Below are 16,449 nucleotides of genomic sequence, written 5' to 3'. Positions count from 1 at the left end.
AGTCTCGATGCCAATCCTGGCACCAATCTCCTGAATCGGCTTCTTGTTCGCTTCGCGGGCGATTTCGATATCGGATTTGTAACTCATTGGGTTTTGGACTCCCTGCAAAGTAGATCGAACGAATTCTGACCCGTCCGCATATGCGACCGGGGGTGGAATCGGATACTTTCTTTACGGTAAATAATTATTCCTTTGGGTCAACCTCTGAATCGCAGAGACTTTGACAGCAAGGACATTTGTCGCGCGATGGCGCCTCTGGATCATGCGTACCGTTTGCGTCCGGCGCTAAGTCCCAACAACCAATCCTCGACGATACCGCGTTCCGGAAAGGTTTTGTGCGTCGGGCTCTTTAGGAGGTAGTACCCCGACTGTGTTCGTACCGATACCTCTTGGATTGGTCTCACCAACGACCCGTTTTCGAGCAGCGGATCAACAAGATGAGCCCAACCCAAGGCGACCCCCAAACCGTCAACTGCTGCTTGTATAGACAGAGGATAGGTGTTGAAGGCCACAGCCCGTTCCATCGACGAGGTGGAAATCCCATTGCCGCTCAGCCAGGTATGCCATGTCATCCATTCCGCATGACTGCTCGTCACTTCAATCAGATCCAACTCTGGCAACGCAGATAGTACTGCCGCCTTTGGATTGTTTTTGAGGTACTCTGGACTACAGACCGGAAAAACCGTTTCCCCGAACAAAAGCTGAGCGTCATATCCGGGCCAATCCCCATCGCCGCGCAATATCGTCAGATCCATCGAATCAGACAGACACTCTGCGTCACTGTCTGAAGACACCAGCGAAATACGGATGCGACCGTTGGATTTGTTGAACTTGCGCAGCTGCGGCATCAGCCAAAGCGACGCAACAGAGTTGGTCGCAGAAATCGAGACCGTGTTGGCCTGATGTTTGGCCAGCATGTCACGGCTGACTTCCCGCATCAGGTCCAGCGACTTTTCCACGGTCGCCAACAATATGGCCCCTTGCTGCGTCAGTGAGACCGACCGATGACCTCTGACAAACAGGGGTACGTCATAGTGCTGCTCTAGCAGGCGCACTTTGCGGCTGATTGCCGTTTCCGAAATGTTCAGCACTTTGCTGGCCTGCGCAAAGCTCTGTGCCTTGGCTGCCGCTTCAAAAGCCAGAAGGTAGTCGAGTGGTGGAAGAACCTTGCCTGTAACTGGTGCTTTCTTTGGCATCTGAAGGCGGAATCCCAATCTGAAGGTGGTCGCAATCAAAAAGTTTTGCCCGCCTCGACTGGAAACCGATCAGGCAACTGACTGTTAAGATAGTGAAAAGTCAGATTAGCCTCAAGATTTTATAGGCAACGCCTCTCAAATTTCTGTTCTGCGTCTCGGACAAATTTGGGCAGAATGATCAAATTCGGGGCCGGAAGAGCCTTCAAGATCGAAAATGAACGTCACTCAGGGAGCAAACATGAAACTTTCAAACCTACTTTCTGCTGCAACCTTGGCAGCGGTAGCGGGCACCGGTGCGATTGCAGAAGACAGCAGTGATCCGATTGTCATCCCAATTCACAACTGGTCCAGCCAGATCGTGATGTCCTACGTGGTCGGCCAGTTGTTCGAAGAGATCGGCGACAACGTCGAATACGTCACGACCGACAGTCAGGCGGTCTACGAGTCGGTGCGTCTGGGCGACGTCACGCTTGAGATGGAAGTCTGGGAAGGCGCATTTGGCGCATCCTTCCGCGCCGCTCTGGAAAAGGGCGGCCTGCATGATGCGGGCGATCACGACGCAGTCACACGCGAAGACTGGTGGTATCCGATGTGGACCAAGGATTCCTGTCCCGGCCTGCCGGATTGGACAGCCCTGAACGATTGTGCGCATCTATTTGCTACGGCCGAAACCGGTGACAAAGGACGGTATCTGGATGGTCCGGTTGACTGGCTGAAGCACGGTAAGGAACGTGCCGAAGCACTTGATCTGAACTTCACCGTTATCAATGCGGGTTCGGCCGCGGCATTGTGGGCTGAAATTGGCGCAGCAGAAGCCGACAAGAAGCCGGTTCTGGTCTTCAACTGGACGCCCAATTTCGCCGAAGCCGTCTGGCCCGGAGAGTTTGTCGAGTTTCCGGCCTGGGAAGATGGATGCGACAAAGACCCATCCAAAGGCCCGAACCCGGACGCGCTGTATGATTGCGGCAACCCAGCCACCGGTTATCTGAAAAAAGCTGCGTGGGATGGAATGAAAGACAAATGGCCGACGGCCTACTGCGTATTGACTGAAATTTCCTTTACCAACCCTCAGATCGCGGAGATGGCCAAGCTGGTCGATACAGACGAGTTGGAACCGGAAGAGGCCGCAGCCGAATGGCTGGATGCCAACCGCGCTGTTGTTGATCCCTGGATCAGCGCCTGCAGCTGACAATCCGGTCAAACGCAATGAAACTGGCGCGGCCTTGCTGATCTCAGTGAAGCAGGGCCGCGCTTAACAAGAAAGAATGGCAGCCATGTCCACCACAGCGCCTGTAATCTCAGCCAAAAACGTCTGGAAACTGTTTGGTCCCTCGCCCGAGAGTTATCTGAAATCGCTGCCGGCTGGCCGCAGTTTCGATGAGATTCGTGCGGATGGCTACATTGCCGGGGTCAAAGACGTCTCGATCGAGGTTGGCCGGGGCGAAATGCTGGTCATCATGGGGCTGTCTGGATCAGGAAAGTCAACGTTGGTGCGATGCTTTTCGCGCCTGCACGACATTACCGGCGGTACGATTGAGGTTGATGGTCAGGACATCATGAGCCTGAGCGAACGCGATCTGATCGAATTGCGGCGCAACAAGATGGGCATGGTGTTCCAGTCCTTTGGACTGCTGCCGCATCGTACGGTTCTGGATAACGTGGCCTTCCCGCTGGAAATGCGTGGTCAGGATCGCCATGACCGCCGTGAACGTGCGCTTGAAGTCATCAAACTGGTCGGCCTTGAGGGTCGCGAAGAATACTTCCCACGCGAACTCAGCGGTGGGCAACAGCAACGGGTCGGCATTGCCCGGTCCCTGGCGATTGAGCCGGACATCTGGTTTCTGGACGAGCCGTTCTCGGCCCTTGATCCATTGATCCGCCGCGAAATGCAGGATGAATTCCTTCGACTGCAAGAAATGCTGGGCAAGACCATCGTCTTTATCACTCACGATTTCGACGAAGCACTGCGCCTCGCAGATCGGATCGCGATCATGCGCAATGGCGCGGTTGAACAATGTGATACGCCCGATCAGATCGTGATGAACCCCGCCACCGAATATGTGGCAAAATTCACCGAAGATATCGACAAAGCCCGTGTGGTACACGCCAAAGGGTTGGCAAAACCGGTCAATGGACACGCCTTGGAAGGCGCGCCGATCAACGGTGGCTCAACCATCCACGAACTGGCGCGTGTTCTGGTCAATGACAACCGCATCCTTTTGCCGGTTGCCGATGACAAGGGCGTTGTAACCGGTGTTCTGGAACGCGACGCTGCGTTGAATGTTCTGCTCGGAGCCGAATGATGGCGACGCTGTCCACCGATCTGCCCGAGACCTCGGACAAACCCTCGGGACGTGCCCGAGTGCTTACCACCTTGCTGGTCGTGGCCGTTGCACTGATCCTAGCCAAGGCCGTCGGCATTCTACCCGAATGGCTCAACCGCATTCCAGAAGCGGCCATTCCACCCACGGCGCAGGTTCTGGATGTGGTTTTCAATTTCATCCAGAATGATCTGGGCTTGATCTATGTGACCCGCTTCATCGCCGAAGGTCCGCTGGAGTTTCTGCTGGACACATCAGCAAACCTTTTGGAGGGCAAGCGTCGTTGGCCCAATCTGGGGCCGATCCCATGGTCTGCGATTGCTGCCGTTGCCGGAGTTGTTGGCTACGCCGTCGGTGGATGGAAACTGGCCGCTCTGGGTGCAGGGACCTTTATCTGGACCGCGGCAATCGGTCAGTGGAAAATCGCCATGCAAACCATGTCCGTGATCGTTGTCGCGGCACCTTTGGCGTTTCTGCTGGGTCTGGTCCTGGGTATTGCCGCGTGGAAGTATGGCTGGTTCGAGCGCATGCTGAAGCCCATCCTGTCCGTTTTGCAGACCCTGCCCTTCTTTACCTACCTCTTGCCTGCGGTGATCTTTTTCAAGGTCGGGCCAACAGCCGGTGCCGTTGCGACCATTACATTCGCAATTCCGCCGATGATCCTGATGACGACGCTGGGACTGAAGAAGGTCAGCCCAGAAGTGATCGAAGCAGGCCAGATGTCTGGCTGCACCCGCTGGCAGATGCTTCGTCATGTCTATGTTCCGGCAGCGCGCACTGAAATTCTGGTCGGCGTCAATCAGGTTATCATGCTGTGTCTGGCCATGGTGGTTCTGACCGCCTTTATCGGTATGCCCGGACTTGGCGCCAAACTGCTGGCGATGATGGGCAGCTTCAAACTTGGCCGATCGTTCGAGATCGGCGTCACCATTGTTCTTCTGGCCGTGACGCTGGATCGGATGTCCAAGGCCTGGGTGGTCAAGCAACCAGTTCACTTTGAACGTGGCACGCCCTGGTGGAAGCGGCATCAGATTTCGCTGGTCGCACTTGGTCTGTTTGTCGGGTTTATCCTGCTGTCGCAGCTGTTTCCGATCCTGGCCGAAGTGGGCCGCAAGCAGCACCTGAGCCAGGGCAAGGAAATCGATGTGGTCATCAAGTCGTTTCTGGCGATCGATGCCATCAAGGGCACGACGGAATGGTTGCGCTGGTTCCTTAACGTCAAGGTTCTGATTCCGTTCCGGGATACGCTGCTGGCGATCCCCACCCCCGCTTTCATCCTGCTGGTCGTTGCCTTTGCCTATTGGGTCGGCGGACGCCGTCCGGGCATTTATGCTGCCGTGTTCTTTACCATCGTCGCATTCTCGGGCTGGTGGGACCGGTCGGTTATCACGCTATATACTGTGATCTCGGCTGTTGCGCTCGCCACCCTGATCGGCATTCCACTTGGCGTGATTGCGGCCCGGTCCGAACGCTGGTCCAAAAGCATCCTGCTGGCATGCGACACCGCTCAGACATTCCCCAGCTTCATCTATCTGATCCCGGCCATCATGTTGTTCGGTGTCAATGACGTGGCTGTTGTCTTCTCAATCCTGATCTTCGCCGCCGTGCCGCTGATCCGATACACTATTATTGGCCTCGGCAGCGTGCCGCCGGAAATGACCGAAGCGGCAGATATGTCCGGATCCACGCGGCGGCAAAAGCTGATGTCCGTTCAATTTCCGCTGGCACTGCCAACAATGGCCGTTGGGTTCAATCAGGCGATCATGTTTGCCTTTTTCATGGTCATCATCGCGGCCTTCATCGGCACACAGGACCTGGGACAGGAATTGCAGCGAACGCTGGCAGGAACCGAGCTGGGCAAAAACTTTGTCCTTGGTCTGAACGTGTCGCTGATGGCGCTGACCTTTGACATGGCCATCAGCAGCTGGGCGGAACAGCGTAAAAAGCGACTGGGGCTCGATTGAGATGACACAGCAACACAACATGCGTACCGTCACCCGTTTTGACGATACCGGCTTTGTCAGAATGCAGATGACAGACCTGCCCGGCGAACAGGTCTGGTGGAAGAATGTCAGCTTTGACGAAGACTCCGGGCAAGGCAGTTATCTGATGAAAATGGCGCCGGGCACACGCTCGAACCCGCATGTCCATCACGGCCCGGAAGAGTTCTTTGTCCTCGAAGGCGATCTGACCGATCACGATGGATTTAGCTACCGCAGTGGCGACTTTGTCAGCCTTGCAGCCGGTTCCAGCCATTTTTCCCGCACCAAGGCGGGGTGCCTTTTGGTGGTCACACACCGCGGTGCAACCGAATCCATTCAGGAAGGTGCATTATGAATGTGAAGCCGGTCTTCGAAGTGCCGTTCGAACGCAGCGGGGTGCTGGCCCCCGGCCTTCCGATCCTGCCGCACGGAACCGAGCGTCATCCCGTCCCCGGTGCAGGGTCGCGCGCGGTTCCAGTATCAAAGGGCGACACGATCACATTGCTGGATCGCGATGGGATGCAAGCGGCCGAGATGGTGTTCTTTGCCCCGGACCGAAGCTCGGACGCTGCTATGCTCGGCGCGCAGGGGCATGGGCGACCTGAGGGATTGATTGCAACTCTGGCAAATGGTTCGGCCTCGGGAAAGAAAGTGTTGCGCGCGTTAGAGGTCGCAGGCTTTGACATCGGACGTGGGGATGCGATCCGGGCGTTCACGGATGGATCGCGCCCGGGCGACATGGCGCATTTCGTGGCGGAATGTGACGGTCTTCTGATCGTCGCAGCACCCGGTGAAGCAATGCGGCCCGAAGACAACAACCCTCCGACCGACATCATTCTATACATACAGCGTGCAGCGCCCGGTTTGGAAAAACCCGACATGGGTCCGCCTGATCCGCTGGCTGATCCCCTCAATGACATCAATATCCAACCGGGGAACGCCCAATCCTATGAGGTCAAGGCCGGAGAGTTCATCCAGATCGTGGATGTCAGGGGGCGCGAATGCTCGGACTTTCAGGCGTTCAGCCGCCGCGCTTTGGATCAGGGGATTGAGCGTGAGATTGATCCCACTACAACACGCAGCCTGATGGGCAGCCTGTATCCGCAACCTGGCATATTCTCGAAATACTGGTCGGTGGATCAGGAACCTCTGGTCGAGATCGTGCAGGATACCTGCGGACGCCATGACACGTTCGGACTGGCCTGCACAGCGCGATACTATGAGGATCTGGGCTATCCCGGCCACGTGAATTGCTCGGACAATATCAACAAGGATCTGAACCAGTATGGCATCCGACCCCGTGCGGGTTGGCCCGCGATCAACTTCTTTTTCAACACGATGCTGGACGATGCCAATGCCATCGGCATGGATGATCCCTGGTCGCGACCCGGAGACTTCGTGCTATTGCGCGCCCTGACGGACCTTGTCTGCGTCAGCACCGGCTGTCCCTGTGACATCGACCCGGCCAATGGTTGGAACCCAACCGACATTCAGGTGCGAACTTACAAAGCAACTGAGGATTTCAAACGGTCCTACGGCTACAGAAAATCTGCGGAGGCGGATGTGGAAGACACCAAGCAAACAGCATTTCACGATTGCTTTGCGCGTCATACGCGTGATTTTGTCGAATACAACGGCTACTGGCTGCCCAATACGATGACCAATCACGGTGCAATTGCCGAATACTGGGCCTGTCGGGACAAGGTCGCCGTGATGGACTTGAGCCCTCTGCGCAAATACGAAGTCGTCGGCCCAGACGCTGAAGAACTGATGCAGCTTTGCGTGACCCGCAATATGAAAAAGCTGAGCGTGGGTCAGGTGGTCTATACGGCCATGTGCTATGAACATGGTGGCATGATCGACGATGGCACGGTCTATCGCCTGGGAGAGACCAACTTCCGCTGGATCGGCGGCAACGACACAAGCGGTTTGTGGCTGCAGGAACAGGCGCGCAAGCGCAATATGAACGTCTGGGTGCGCAACTCGACAGATCAGTTGCACAACATCGCGGTGCAAGGGCGGCACAGCCGCGACATCCTCTCGCAGATCTTCTGGACGCCACCTCAGCAGCCAACCATAGAGGAACTACCCTGGTTCCGGCTCACGGTGGCCCGGGTCGGGGACGTGCGTGGAACATCCGTCGTGATTTCCCGGACCGGATATTCCGGCGAACTGGGGTATGAAATATTCTGCCACCCCAAAGACGCCGTCGAGATTTTCGATCGTGTCTGGGAAGTTGGTCAGGACTATGGAATGACCCCGCTTGGGCTTGCTGCACTTGACATGTTGCGGATCGAAGGCGGTTTGATCTTCGCCGGCTCTGAATTTGACGACCAGACCGATCCGTTCGAGGCTGGCATTGGCTTTACTGTCCCGTTGAAGTCAAAATCCGATGATTTCATCGGGCGCACTGCAATTGAGGAACGCAAAGCGCACCCTCACCGCAAACTGGTCGGGTTCGAAATAGAAGGAGGAACCGTTCCTTCACCGGGCGATTGTGTGCGCATCGGAAAGGCACAGGTCGGCGAAATCACTAGCGCGATGAAGTCACCCATCTTAGGCAAAGTCATCGCCCTGGGTCGTGTTGCTTCAACCCATTCGATAGAGGGGCATGACATAGAAATAGGCCAATTGGATGGGCAGCAAAAGCGCCTGAAGGCGAAAATTGTACCATTCCCACATTTTGATCCAGCGAAAGAGCGCGTGAAGGGCGTCTACGTCCAAAACAATGTCCCGGACGCTGCCGAATGAAGAATTGACTGCGAGTTCAACGACGAAATCTGCCGTCGTTTGTTTGATGGGACTTGTCATCGCAACTTCACCAAAACCCGGCGTTGCAGGTGAATGTGGCCGGGTTTTCGCGCTTGAAAGCTATTCCACCACCGGTTTCGCCCCGAAAGGAGCGATCTGCGAAACATATGTTGGTTTGGCCAATGTCAAAGGCGTTTCATGCCGCTGGGAGTTTCCATTCCGGGATACTCAAGCCGTTCGCGCGTTTGACGATCTATGGGCCGAAGTAACACGGTGCAAAGACGGAACTCAGACACAATACGATGAGTCCGTTAATCACCCCGACAGCTACGTACTGAGGGAATTCCTCACGTCAGACGGTCTTTATCGTGTCGCCCAAAAAGACAAGGGCCAAATCAAACGAACACTGGTGCTTCTGAGTCGCGAGCATGCCAATTGATGGAGTGGGCATTTCATTGCTCGGTAGAAGACCAGAGATACGCTACTAGAACTTCGGCATGAGGGCAGTCGAGAAAGGAGTTTGCGACACAACCTTCAAGTTGAATTTAGGTGGGAGTGCGAGAAGACGCCACTCACACCGATGGACTTGACACCAAGGGGTTTTCACCGCTAATTTTGACATAAATTACCGCGCGACATGTTGTAACTTGGTGTGAGACAAGAATTGAAACGCAAAATCCGAAACATGGAAGAATTTGCGGCTATCAGTGGGATTTCCCGACCTACCGTCTCAAAATACTTCAATGACCCAGAAAGCGTGCGGGTTTCCACAAGAAAAAAGATTGAAACGGCGCTAGAAGAATATGACTATCATCCGAATGTTTTCGCGATGAATCAAAACCGGCGCACGACCAAGAATATCGGCGTTGTCGTACCTAACCTGGCTGACCCCTTCTTTTCCGAGATCGGCAGACGCGTGGAGCTTGCCTGTATTGAAGCCGGTTACAGCCCGATTTTGCTCAGTTCTCACGGCAATCCGGAAATGGAGCGAGACAATCTTAATTCACTCAAATCCTTAAAACCTGCTGGTGTCCTATTGGCACCGTTTGGTCGGCTGTCAGACACAGACGCCGTTAAAGCATTTGATGCAGAGATTCCGGTCGTCTTGTTTGATGCCAATATGCATGATGTTGGGCGAGCATTTGTCGGTACTGATCACTTTCAGAGCGTCAACCTAATGGTCGAGTACCTCTGTCGCAGCGGTGAACCACCCTGTTTTTTTGAAATGAAGAAACCGCTCAACCCGAATGCCAACAAGCACAGACAGGCATACATCGAAAGCATGGAACGGCACGGTCAAACACCGAACATTTTTCGAGTGAGCGGAGAAGGCTGGGACTTTGAAGAAATTGGAAAAGTCGAGGGTGGAAGGCTCTTGTCCGAAGGGGCATTCAAGACCAATACAATCCTGTGCAGCAACGATCGCTTTGCCATCGGTCTTTTGTCTGCTGCCTATGGACTTGGTTTCAAGGTTGGTCATGGACCCGAGTGCAACCTCAGGATTGCGGGCCACGACGATCACCCGTTTTCCCGGTTCACATGCCCTCCTCTGACGACAATCGCGCAAGATTACGAAGCTATTGCGAATTGGTCGGTTTCGACGCTCTTTGCATTGTTCGAGAAGGGAGAAGTCTCCGCGAAAAGGCAGGAGAAGCTGTTTGAAGGCCGATTGATCATGCGGGAGTCGGCCTAAGGGGTCGCCATGACGAAATCATCTATAAATTTACGCGCGTAAATTTTTAATTGACTTCGCGTTGCGATTTTGACTAAGGTCGATGTCATCATCCAACGAGGAGGAGAATTAGGATGTCATTCAAAAAAGCTTTATGCGCAGCGACAGCAATGGCACTTGTCACTGCTAGTGGCGCGCTGGCTGAGAATCTTGTCATCGCCACTGTCAACAACGGTGATATGATTCGCATGCAGGGTCTGACCCAGGATTTCACCGACAAAACCGGCCATACAGTGGAATGGGTCACGCTGGAAGAAAACGTACTGCGCCAGCGTGTCACCACGGACATCGCTGCAAAGGGCGGTTCTTTCGATATTATGACCATCGGCATGTACGAAACCCCGATTTGGGGTGCAAATGGATGGCTGGTCGCGCTTGACGATCTTTCGGCCGAGTATGACGCTGATGACATCCTGCCAGCCATGCGAGCTGGTCTGAGCCATGACGGCACGCTTTACGCAGCACCGTTTTACGGCGAAAGCTCGATGATCATGTATCGCACCGATCTGATGGAGAAGGCGGGCTTGGAAATGCCCGATGCACCGACCTGGCAGTTCATCCGTGAAGCCGCTGCAGCGATGACTGATCGTGACAATGACATCAACGGCATTTGCTTGCGCGGCAAGGCAGGTTGGGGTGAAGGCGGCGCCTTCATTACAGTGACTGCGAATTCCTTTGGAGCGCGTTGGTTTGACGAGGGCTGGAATGCCCAGTTCGATCAGCCAGAATGGGCAGATGCCCTCAACTTCTTCGTTGGTATGATGGAAGAATCCGGACCAACAGGTTACGCGACCAATGGTTTCAATGAGAACCTGAACCTGTTCCAACAGGGCAAGTGCGGCATGTGGATCGATGCCACTGTAGCGGCTTCGTTTGTAACCAATCCTGACGACTCTACCGTCGCTGACAAAGTCGGCTTCGCGCTCGCTCCTAACAGCGAAGGTGTCGACAAGAAAGCAAACTGGCTCTGGGCTTGGGCGCTGGCGGTTCCCGCCGGAACGCAAAAAGAAGATGCGGCAAAAGAGTTTATCGAATGGGCAACGTCCAAGGACTATATTGAGCTTGTCGCCGAAAACGAAGGTTGGGCCAACGTACCACCGGGCGCACGTACCTCATTGTACGAAAACCCCAACTACCAGGCCGTTCCCTTCGCTCAAAAGACGCTGGACTCAATTCTTGCTGCCGACCCGACAAATCCGACTGTGAAGCCGGTCCCATATGTTGGCGTCCAGTTCGTGGCAATCCCGGAATTCGCGGGTATCGCTACCGAAGTGAGCCAGGAGTTCTCGGCCGTCTATGCCGGTCAGCAAACCGTTGATGAGGCGCTTGCAAAAGCTCAAGCGATCACAAACGACGCTATGGAAGCAGCTGGCTACCGCTAAGCGCTCCCTCGGTCTCGGGCAACACTCTTCTCCCAAGTGTTTCCCGAGGCGCCACTAATTTTCAAAAACTCTGCACTGTTTAAGATAGCCTTATGGCAATCAACAGAGGAGGTATGCCCGATGGCTACTAAACACTCCCGATCAGCGGCGCGGCTTATGATGGCCCCAGCGGTTATCTTGCTCCTCGGCTGGATGCTCGTTCCATTGATCATGACGCTCATTTTCTCATTCAAGCAATACCTTCCGCTGCGTGGAGGAGATCTTGGGTGGGTCGGTTTCGACAACTATGTTCGCTTTGTCAGCTCCAGCGCCTTCTGGCCGTCTGTGTTGGCCACCCTGACCATCGTCGGTGGTGTTCTCTTGATCACCGTGATCTTTGGCGTATTGCTGGCAATCCTGTTGAACCAACCGATGTGGGGGCAAGGTGTCGTTCGCATTCTGGTTATCGCACCGTTCTTTGTGATGCCCACGGTTTCAGCGTTGGTTTGGAAGAATATGTTCATGGATCCGGTGAACGGCCTGTTCGCTCACCTGTGGCGCTTTTTCGGGGCCGAGCCGATTTCGTGGCTGTCTGAGGCTTCCTTACCTTCAATTGTCATGATCGTTTCCTGGCAGTGGTTGCCGTTCGCTACGCTGATCCTGTTGACCGCGATCCAATCTCTGGACGGTGAGCAGCTGGAAGCGGCAGAAATGGACGGTGCGCCGCCGATAAAGCGGTTTGGGTACATTACTCTACCGCATCTGAGCCGTGCAATTACGATCGTGGTTCTGATTCAGACGATCTTCTTGCTGGCAATATTTGCGGAAATATTTGTCACGACCGGAGGTGCCTTTGGCACTCGGACACTGACCTACCTGATTTTTCAGCGCGTTCTTGAAAGTCAGAATGTCGGCCTCGGTTCCGCCGGCGGTGTCTACGCAATCATTCTCGCTAACATCGTTGCGATCTTCCTGATGCGCATCGTTGGCAAGAACCTGGACGCGTGAGGAGGAAAAAATGGCCCGCGCAGTAACTCAACAACGTAAGATCATCAATACAGCCGCCGCTTGGGGTGTTGGACTGCTGATCTTTTTCCCGATCCTTTGGACTGTCCTGACCAGCTTCAAGACCGAAGCCACTGCAATTGCAGACCCTCCGGTGTTCCTGGCATTCGACTGGACACTTGAAAACTACTCAGCAGTGATGGAGCGGTCGAACTACGCCCGGTTCCTTTGGAATTCGATCATCATCGCCGGTGGCTCAACAATTTTGGGTATCATCATTGCAGTCCCCGCAGCGTGGTCGATGGCATTCGTACCTTCCAAGCGCACCAAGGACATTCTGCTCTGGATGCTGTCCACCAAAATGCTCCCGGCAGTTGGCGTTCTGTACCCTATCTACCTGATCTGCATTAAACTTGGGGTCCTCGACAGCCGAGGCGCACTGGTCATCATCCTCATGCTGATGAACCTGCCGATCATCGTCTGGATGCTGTACACATACTTCAAGGAAATCCCCGGTGAGATCCTGGAAGCTGCACGTATGGATGGTGCGACGCTGAAAGAGGAGATCCTCTATGTCCTCACACCGATGGCCGTTCCCGGAATAGCGTCGACCTTGCTACTTAACTTCATTCTGGCTTGGAACGAAGCGTTTTGGACACTGAACCTGACCGCCGCCAACGCGGCTCCTCTAACAGCCTTCATCGCCAGCTACTCCAGCCCCGAAGGTCTGTTCTTTGCCAAACTCAGTGCAGCATCAACCATGGCCATTGCGCCAATCCTCATTCTTGGCTGGTTCAGCCAGAAACAACTTGTCAGCGGCCTGACCTTCGGCGCCGTTAAATAAGGAACTTGACCAATGGGACAAATTAAACTCAACCAAGTGACCAAAAGCTTCGGAGAAGTTCAAGTCATTCCGCCTCTGGACCTCACGATTGGAGACGGCGAGTTCACAGTTTTTGTCGGACCTTCAGGTTGCGGTAAATCCACGCTGTTGCGCCTGATTGCGGGGCTTGAAGACATCACATCAGGTCACATCGAAATCGACGGCTCGGATGCGACCGATGTGCCCCCCGCCAAGCGTGGCTTGGCAATGGTTTTCCAGTCTTATGCCCTGTACCCGCATATGTCGGTACGCAAGAACATTGCGTTCCCGATGAAAATGGCGGGCATCGACGAAGACGAGCAAAACCGCCGGATTGAAGGTGCCGCAAAGGCGCTAAACCTCACCGATTATCTAGATCGGCGTCCGGGACAATTGTCAGGCGGTCAGCGCCAGCGCGTCGCAATCGGCCGTGCAATTGTCCGAGAACCGGCGGCATTCCTCTTCGATGAACCGCTGTCCAACCTCGACGCAGCCCTGCGTGTCGGAATGCGGCTTGAAATCAGTGAACTGCACGAGCGGCTCAAGACAACGATGATCTACGTGACCCACGATCAGGTCGAAGCCATGACCATGGCAGACAAGATCGTCGTTTTGCGCGCCGGTGTGATTGAGCAGGTGGGCTCTCCTCTCGAGCTCTATCACAGCCCTCGCAATGAATTTGTCGCGGGCTTCATAGGGTCGCCGAAAATGAACCTGATCAAGGGCACCGAGGCCGAGAAAAATGGAGCCGCCACAATCGGCATTCGCCCTGAGCACACCGATGTCAGCACGACAGAAGGGATGTGGAAAGGCGTCGTTGGCGTGGCCGAGCACCTGGGTTCAGACACTTTCATTCACGTCCATGAAACGGGTCTTGCTGATATGGTCACCGTACGAATTACTGGTGATATCCAGGCCAAACACGGAGACACGATCTATCTGACTCCGCAGATGGACAAGCTGCACAAGTTCGATGCTCAAGGCCTGAGGATCGAATAATGCAACTGGCTGGAAAAACAGCCCTGATTACAGGTGCCGCCCGAGGGATCGGGCGGGCCTTTGCCGAGGCCTACGTCAAAGAGGGTGCACGGGTCGCCGTCGCTGACATCAATACCGACGGTGCCCGCCAATGCGCCGCCGCACTTGGCGAGAATGCAATCCCAGTGGCTATGGATGTGACCGATCAGGCCAGCATAGACAACGCCGTTGCAAATACGTTGGCTGAGTTTGGTCACATCGACATTCTTGTTAACAACGCCGCGCTTTTTACAGCAGCCCCAATTGTTGAAATCAAACGCGCTGACTACCAGCGCGCTTTCGACATCAATGTAGCCGGTACGCTGTTCACGTTACAGGCCGTTGCCCGACACATGATTGAGCGCGGAAAAGGTGGCAAAATCATCAACATGGCAAGCCAAGCCGGAAGACGCGGCGAACCTCTGGTTGCAGTTTATTGCGCAACAAAAGCAGCGATTATCAGCTTGACGCAGTCTGCAGGCCTGAACCTGATCCAGAACGGCATAAACGTGAATGCTATCTCTCCGGGTGTCGTCGATGGCGAACACTGGGACGGCGTGGATGCGTTCTTTGCCAAATACGAGAACAAAGCGCTTGGCCAAAAGAAGAAAGAAGTTGATGCCGCCGTTCCCTACGGACGCATGGGTACACCGGACGATTTGACTGGCATGGCTGTTTTTCTGGCAAGCGACGCGGCGAACTACATCGTCGCCCAAACCTACAACGTGGATGGTGGGCAATGGATGAGCTGATCTCCCTATCGAATGCGACACTCAATCAACTGACCGTCGAACGTCCTAGATATGACCGTGACGCCTTGAAACCTGGCATCGTGCACGTAGGCGTTGGCAATTTCCATCGGGCGCATCAAGCCTGGTACTTGCACCGTTTGATGCAGCAAGGCAAAGCCCAAAACTGGGCCATAATCGGTGCGGGCGTACGCCCATATGATGCGGTTATGCGCGAGAAACTGCTTGCCCAGAATTGCCTTACGACCTTAATCGAACTCGACCCGGAAAAAATCTCTGCTGAAGTCATCGGATCGATGATCGACTACTTGCCGATTGAAGATGGCAATGAGTCGCTAATTCGCATGATGTCGGATCCTCGCATTCGCATTGTCTCTATGACGGTCACCGAAAGCGGTTATTACATTGATCCTGTCACCAAGGGGTTTGGCACAAACCACCCAGACATTCAGTACGACGCGGCAAACCCACATACACCTCGCACGGTTTTTGGCGCCATCGTGGCCGCGCTTGGTCGGCGGCGCGAAGCTGGGCATGAACCTTTCACCGGGTTGAGTTGCGACAACTTGCAAAGCAACGGGGACGTCCTTCGGCAAGCCGTCATATCGCTGGCTCACATGACCGACCCTGACCTCGCCGATTGGATCGAAGCCAAGGCAACATTCCCAAATTCGATGGTGGACTGCATTGCCCCTGCGACCGGTCCCAGCGAACTGGCACTTGCTATAGACTTTGGCATTGATGACGCTGCGGTCGTCACGCACGAAGCGTACCGCCAATGGGTGATTGAAGATAAGTTCTGTGGAGGGCGGCCAGATTGGGACGAGGTTGGCGCAATCTTTTCTGATAACGTCCACGCGTTTGAAACTATGAAAATCCGTGTCCTCAATGCCGGACATCAGGTTCTTGCAAACGTTGGTGAAATCCTTGGGCTCCAGACGATATCCGAATGCATGAGGCACCCGGCGGTTTCGCAGTTCTTTGGTAAAGTTCAGAGAACAGAGATAGCACCCACGGTTTCATCGGTATCCGGGAAAAGCCCGGAAGAATATATAAGCTTGGTGGAAAGAAGGTTCTCAAATCCACGCATTGTAGACACAACTCGGCGTGTGGCTTTCGACGGCTCGGCACGCCATACCGGATTTGTGTTGCCGATCCTTCGGGATCAGTTGATGGCCGGACGCTCCATCGTCGGTTTGGCTCTCGTTGAAGCGCTATGGGCCCGCATGTGTGCGGGCACGCGTGAAGATGGCAGTGTGATCGAGGCCAACGATCCAATCTGGGACAAACTGTCAGAGGCCGCTCTCGTCGCAAAGTCAAATCCGGCCGCATGGCTCGAACAATCTTGGATTTACGGCGATCTAAAGGACGTCGATCAGTTTTCCAATGCGTTCTCTGAGTGGCTCAGCACTATTTGGCAAGATGGATGCGAAGCTGCCCTTCTGTCTTACGTTGATGAAGTTTGAGTAAAGA

At 54.7% G+C, this 16,449-nt stretch carries 14 protein-coding genes; 13 read left to right on the top strand and 1 reads right to left on the bottom strand.

Going from position 1 to position 16,449, the window contains the following annotated elements; translation table 11 throughout:
• Window positions 1-260 precede the first annotated feature (260 nt).
• The gene (locus tag ACR0L4_RS16110; RefSeq protein WP_480514170.1) at window positions 261-1,196 is read right to left on the bottom strand and encodes a LysR substrate-binding domain-containing protein; all 936 of its coding nucleotides are present in this window, start codon (window positions 1,194-1,196) and stop codon (window positions 261-263) included.
• A 238-nt stretch (window positions 1,197-1,434) separates the two neighbouring features.
• On the opposite strand from ACR0L4_RS16110, the gene ACR0L4_RS16105 reads away from it, so the two are divergent.
• From ACR0L4_RS16105 to ACR0L4_RS16045, 13 genes are all read left to right on the top strand, one after another.
• Window positions 1,435-2,385, top strand: a complete 951-nt coding sequence (locus ACR0L4_RS16105) for an ABC transporter substrate-binding protein (RefSeq protein ID WP_170752594.1) — start codon at window positions 1,435-1,437, stop codon at window positions 2,383-2,385.
• Window positions 2,386-2,470: 85 nt separating this feature from the next.
• Window positions 2,471-3,499 (top strand): quaternary amine ABC transporter ATP-binding protein, encoded by a 1,029-nt coding sequence (locus ACR0L4_RS16100; protein WP_480514169.1) that lies wholly within the window; start codon window positions 2,471-2,473, stop codon window positions 3,497-3,499.
• Window positions 3,499-5,481: an ABC transporter permease subunit gene (locus ACR0L4_RS16095; RefSeq protein WP_170752598.1), complete on the top strand. Its 1,983-nt coding sequence runs from the start codon at window positions 3,499-3,501 to the stop codon at window positions 5,479-5,481. Before ACR0L4_RS16100 ends, ACR0L4_RS16095 begins: the two co-directional genes overlap by 1 nt.
• A 1-nt stretch (window position 5,482) precedes the next feature.
• On the top strand, window positions 5,483-5,854 hold the full coding sequence (locus ACR0L4_RS16090) for a cupin domain-containing protein (RefSeq protein ID WP_170752599.1): 372 nt from the start codon (window positions 5,483-5,485) through the stop codon (window positions 5,852-5,854).
• A complete protein-coding gene (locus ACR0L4_RS16085; protein ID WP_480514168.1) occupies window positions 5,851-8,250 on the top strand; it encodes a trimethylamine N-oxide demethylase in 2,400 nt (799 codons plus the stop codon). Before ACR0L4_RS16090 ends, ACR0L4_RS16085 begins: the two co-directional genes overlap by 4 nt.
• A 46-nt stretch (window positions 8,251-8,296) precedes the next feature.
• On the top strand, window positions 8,297-8,689 hold the full coding sequence (locus tag ACR0L4_RS16080; protein WP_480514167.1) for a hypothetical protein: 393 nt from the start codon (window positions 8,297-8,299) through the stop codon (window positions 8,687-8,689).
• 225 nt (window positions 8,690-8,914) lie between these two features.
• The gene (locus ACR0L4_RS16075) at window positions 8,915-9,943 is read left to right on the top strand and encodes a LacI family DNA-binding transcriptional regulator (RefSeq protein WP_480514166.1); all 1,029 of its coding nucleotides are present in this window, start codon (window positions 8,915-8,917) and stop codon (window positions 9,941-9,943) included.
• A gap of 113 nt (window positions 9,944-10,056) precedes the next feature.
• Window positions 10,057-11,364: an ABC transporter substrate-binding protein gene (locus tag ACR0L4_RS16070; protein WP_480514165.1), complete on the top strand. Its 1,308-nt coding sequence runs from the start codon at window positions 10,057-10,059 to the stop codon at window positions 11,362-11,364.
• A 120-nt stretch (window positions 11,365-11,484) separates the two neighbouring features.
• Complete coding sequence (locus tag ACR0L4_RS16065; protein WP_170752608.1) at window positions 11,485-12,351, top strand: carbohydrate ABC transporter permease; 867 nt, start codon at window positions 11,485-11,487, stop codon at window positions 12,349-12,351.
• 10 nt (window positions 12,352-12,361) lie between these two features.
• Window positions 12,362-13,192 (top strand): carbohydrate ABC transporter permease, encoded by an 831-nt coding sequence (locus ACR0L4_RS16060; protein WP_170752610.1) that lies wholly within the window; start codon window positions 12,362-12,364, stop codon window positions 13,190-13,192.
• Window positions 13,193-13,204: 12 nt separating this feature from the next.
• Window positions 13,205-14,209: an ABC transporter ATP-binding protein gene (locus ACR0L4_RS16055; protein WP_480514164.1), complete on the top strand. Its 1,005-nt coding sequence runs from the start codon at window positions 13,205-13,207 to the stop codon at window positions 14,207-14,209.
• Window positions 14,206-14,979, top strand: coding sequence for an L-iditol 2-dehydrogenase (locus ACR0L4_RS16050; protein ID WP_480514175.1), 774 nt, complete (start codon window positions 14,206-14,208; stop codon window positions 14,977-14,979). Before ACR0L4_RS16055 ends, ACR0L4_RS16050 begins: the two co-directional genes overlap by 4 nt.
• A complete protein-coding gene (locus ACR0L4_RS16045; protein ID WP_480514163.1) occupies window positions 14,967-16,442 on the top strand; it encodes a mannitol dehydrogenase family protein in 1,476 nt (491 codons plus the stop codon). The genes ACR0L4_RS16050 and ACR0L4_RS16045 overlap by 13 nt, the downstream gene beginning before the upstream one ends.
• Window positions 16,443-16,449: the final 7 nt, after the last annotated feature.

The organism is Ruegeria sp. AB5 (genome assembly GCF_056542645.1).
Note: the sequence above shows the minus strand (reverse complement) of the source record. Positions and strands in the feature narration are given on the sequence as shown.

Coding starts and splice junctions, on each gene's coding strand:
- ACR0L4_RS16110 (WP_480514170.1), bottom strand. CDS start 1,196: ATGCCAAAGAAAGCACCAGTTACAGGCAAGGTTCTTCCACCACTCGAC.
- ACR0L4_RS16105 (WP_170752594.1), top strand. CDS start 1,435: ATGAAACTTTCAAACCTACTTTCTGCTGCAACCTTGGCAGCGGTAGCG.
- ACR0L4_RS16100 (WP_480514169.1), top strand. CDS start 2,471: ATGTCCACCACAGCGCCTGTAATCTCAGCCAAAAACGTCTGGAAACTG.
- ACR0L4_RS16095 (WP_170752598.1), top strand. CDS start 3,499: ATGGCGACGCTGTCCACCGATCTGCCCGAGACCTCGGACAAACCCTCG.
- ACR0L4_RS16090 (WP_170752599.1), top strand. CDS start 5,483: ATGACACAGCAACACAACATGCGTACCGTCACCCGTTTTGACGATACC.
- ACR0L4_RS16085 (WP_480514168.1), top strand. CDS start 5,851: ATGAATGTGAAGCCGGTCTTCGAAGTGCCGTTCGAACGCAGCGGGGTG.
- ACR0L4_RS16080 (WP_480514167.1), top strand. CDS start 8,297: ATGGGACTTGTCATCGCAACTTCACCAAAACCCGGCGTTGCAGGTGAA.
- ACR0L4_RS16070 (WP_480514165.1), top strand. CDS start 10,057: ATGTCATTCAAAAAAGCTTTATGCGCAGCGACAGCAATGGCACTTGTC.
- ACR0L4_RS16065 (WP_170752608.1), top strand. CDS start 11,485: ATGGCTACTAAACACTCCCGATCAGCGGCGCGGCTTATGATGGCCCCA.
- ACR0L4_RS16060 (WP_170752610.1), top strand. CDS start 12,362: ATGGCCCGCGCAGTAACTCAACAACGTAAGATCATCAATACAGCCGCC.
- ACR0L4_RS16055 (WP_480514164.1), top strand. CDS start 13,205: ATGGGACAAATTAAACTCAACCAAGTGACCAAAAGCTTCGGAGAAGTT.
- ACR0L4_RS16045 (WP_480514163.1), top strand. CDS start 14,967: ATGGATGAGCTGATCTCCCTATCGAATGCGACACTCAATCAACTGACC.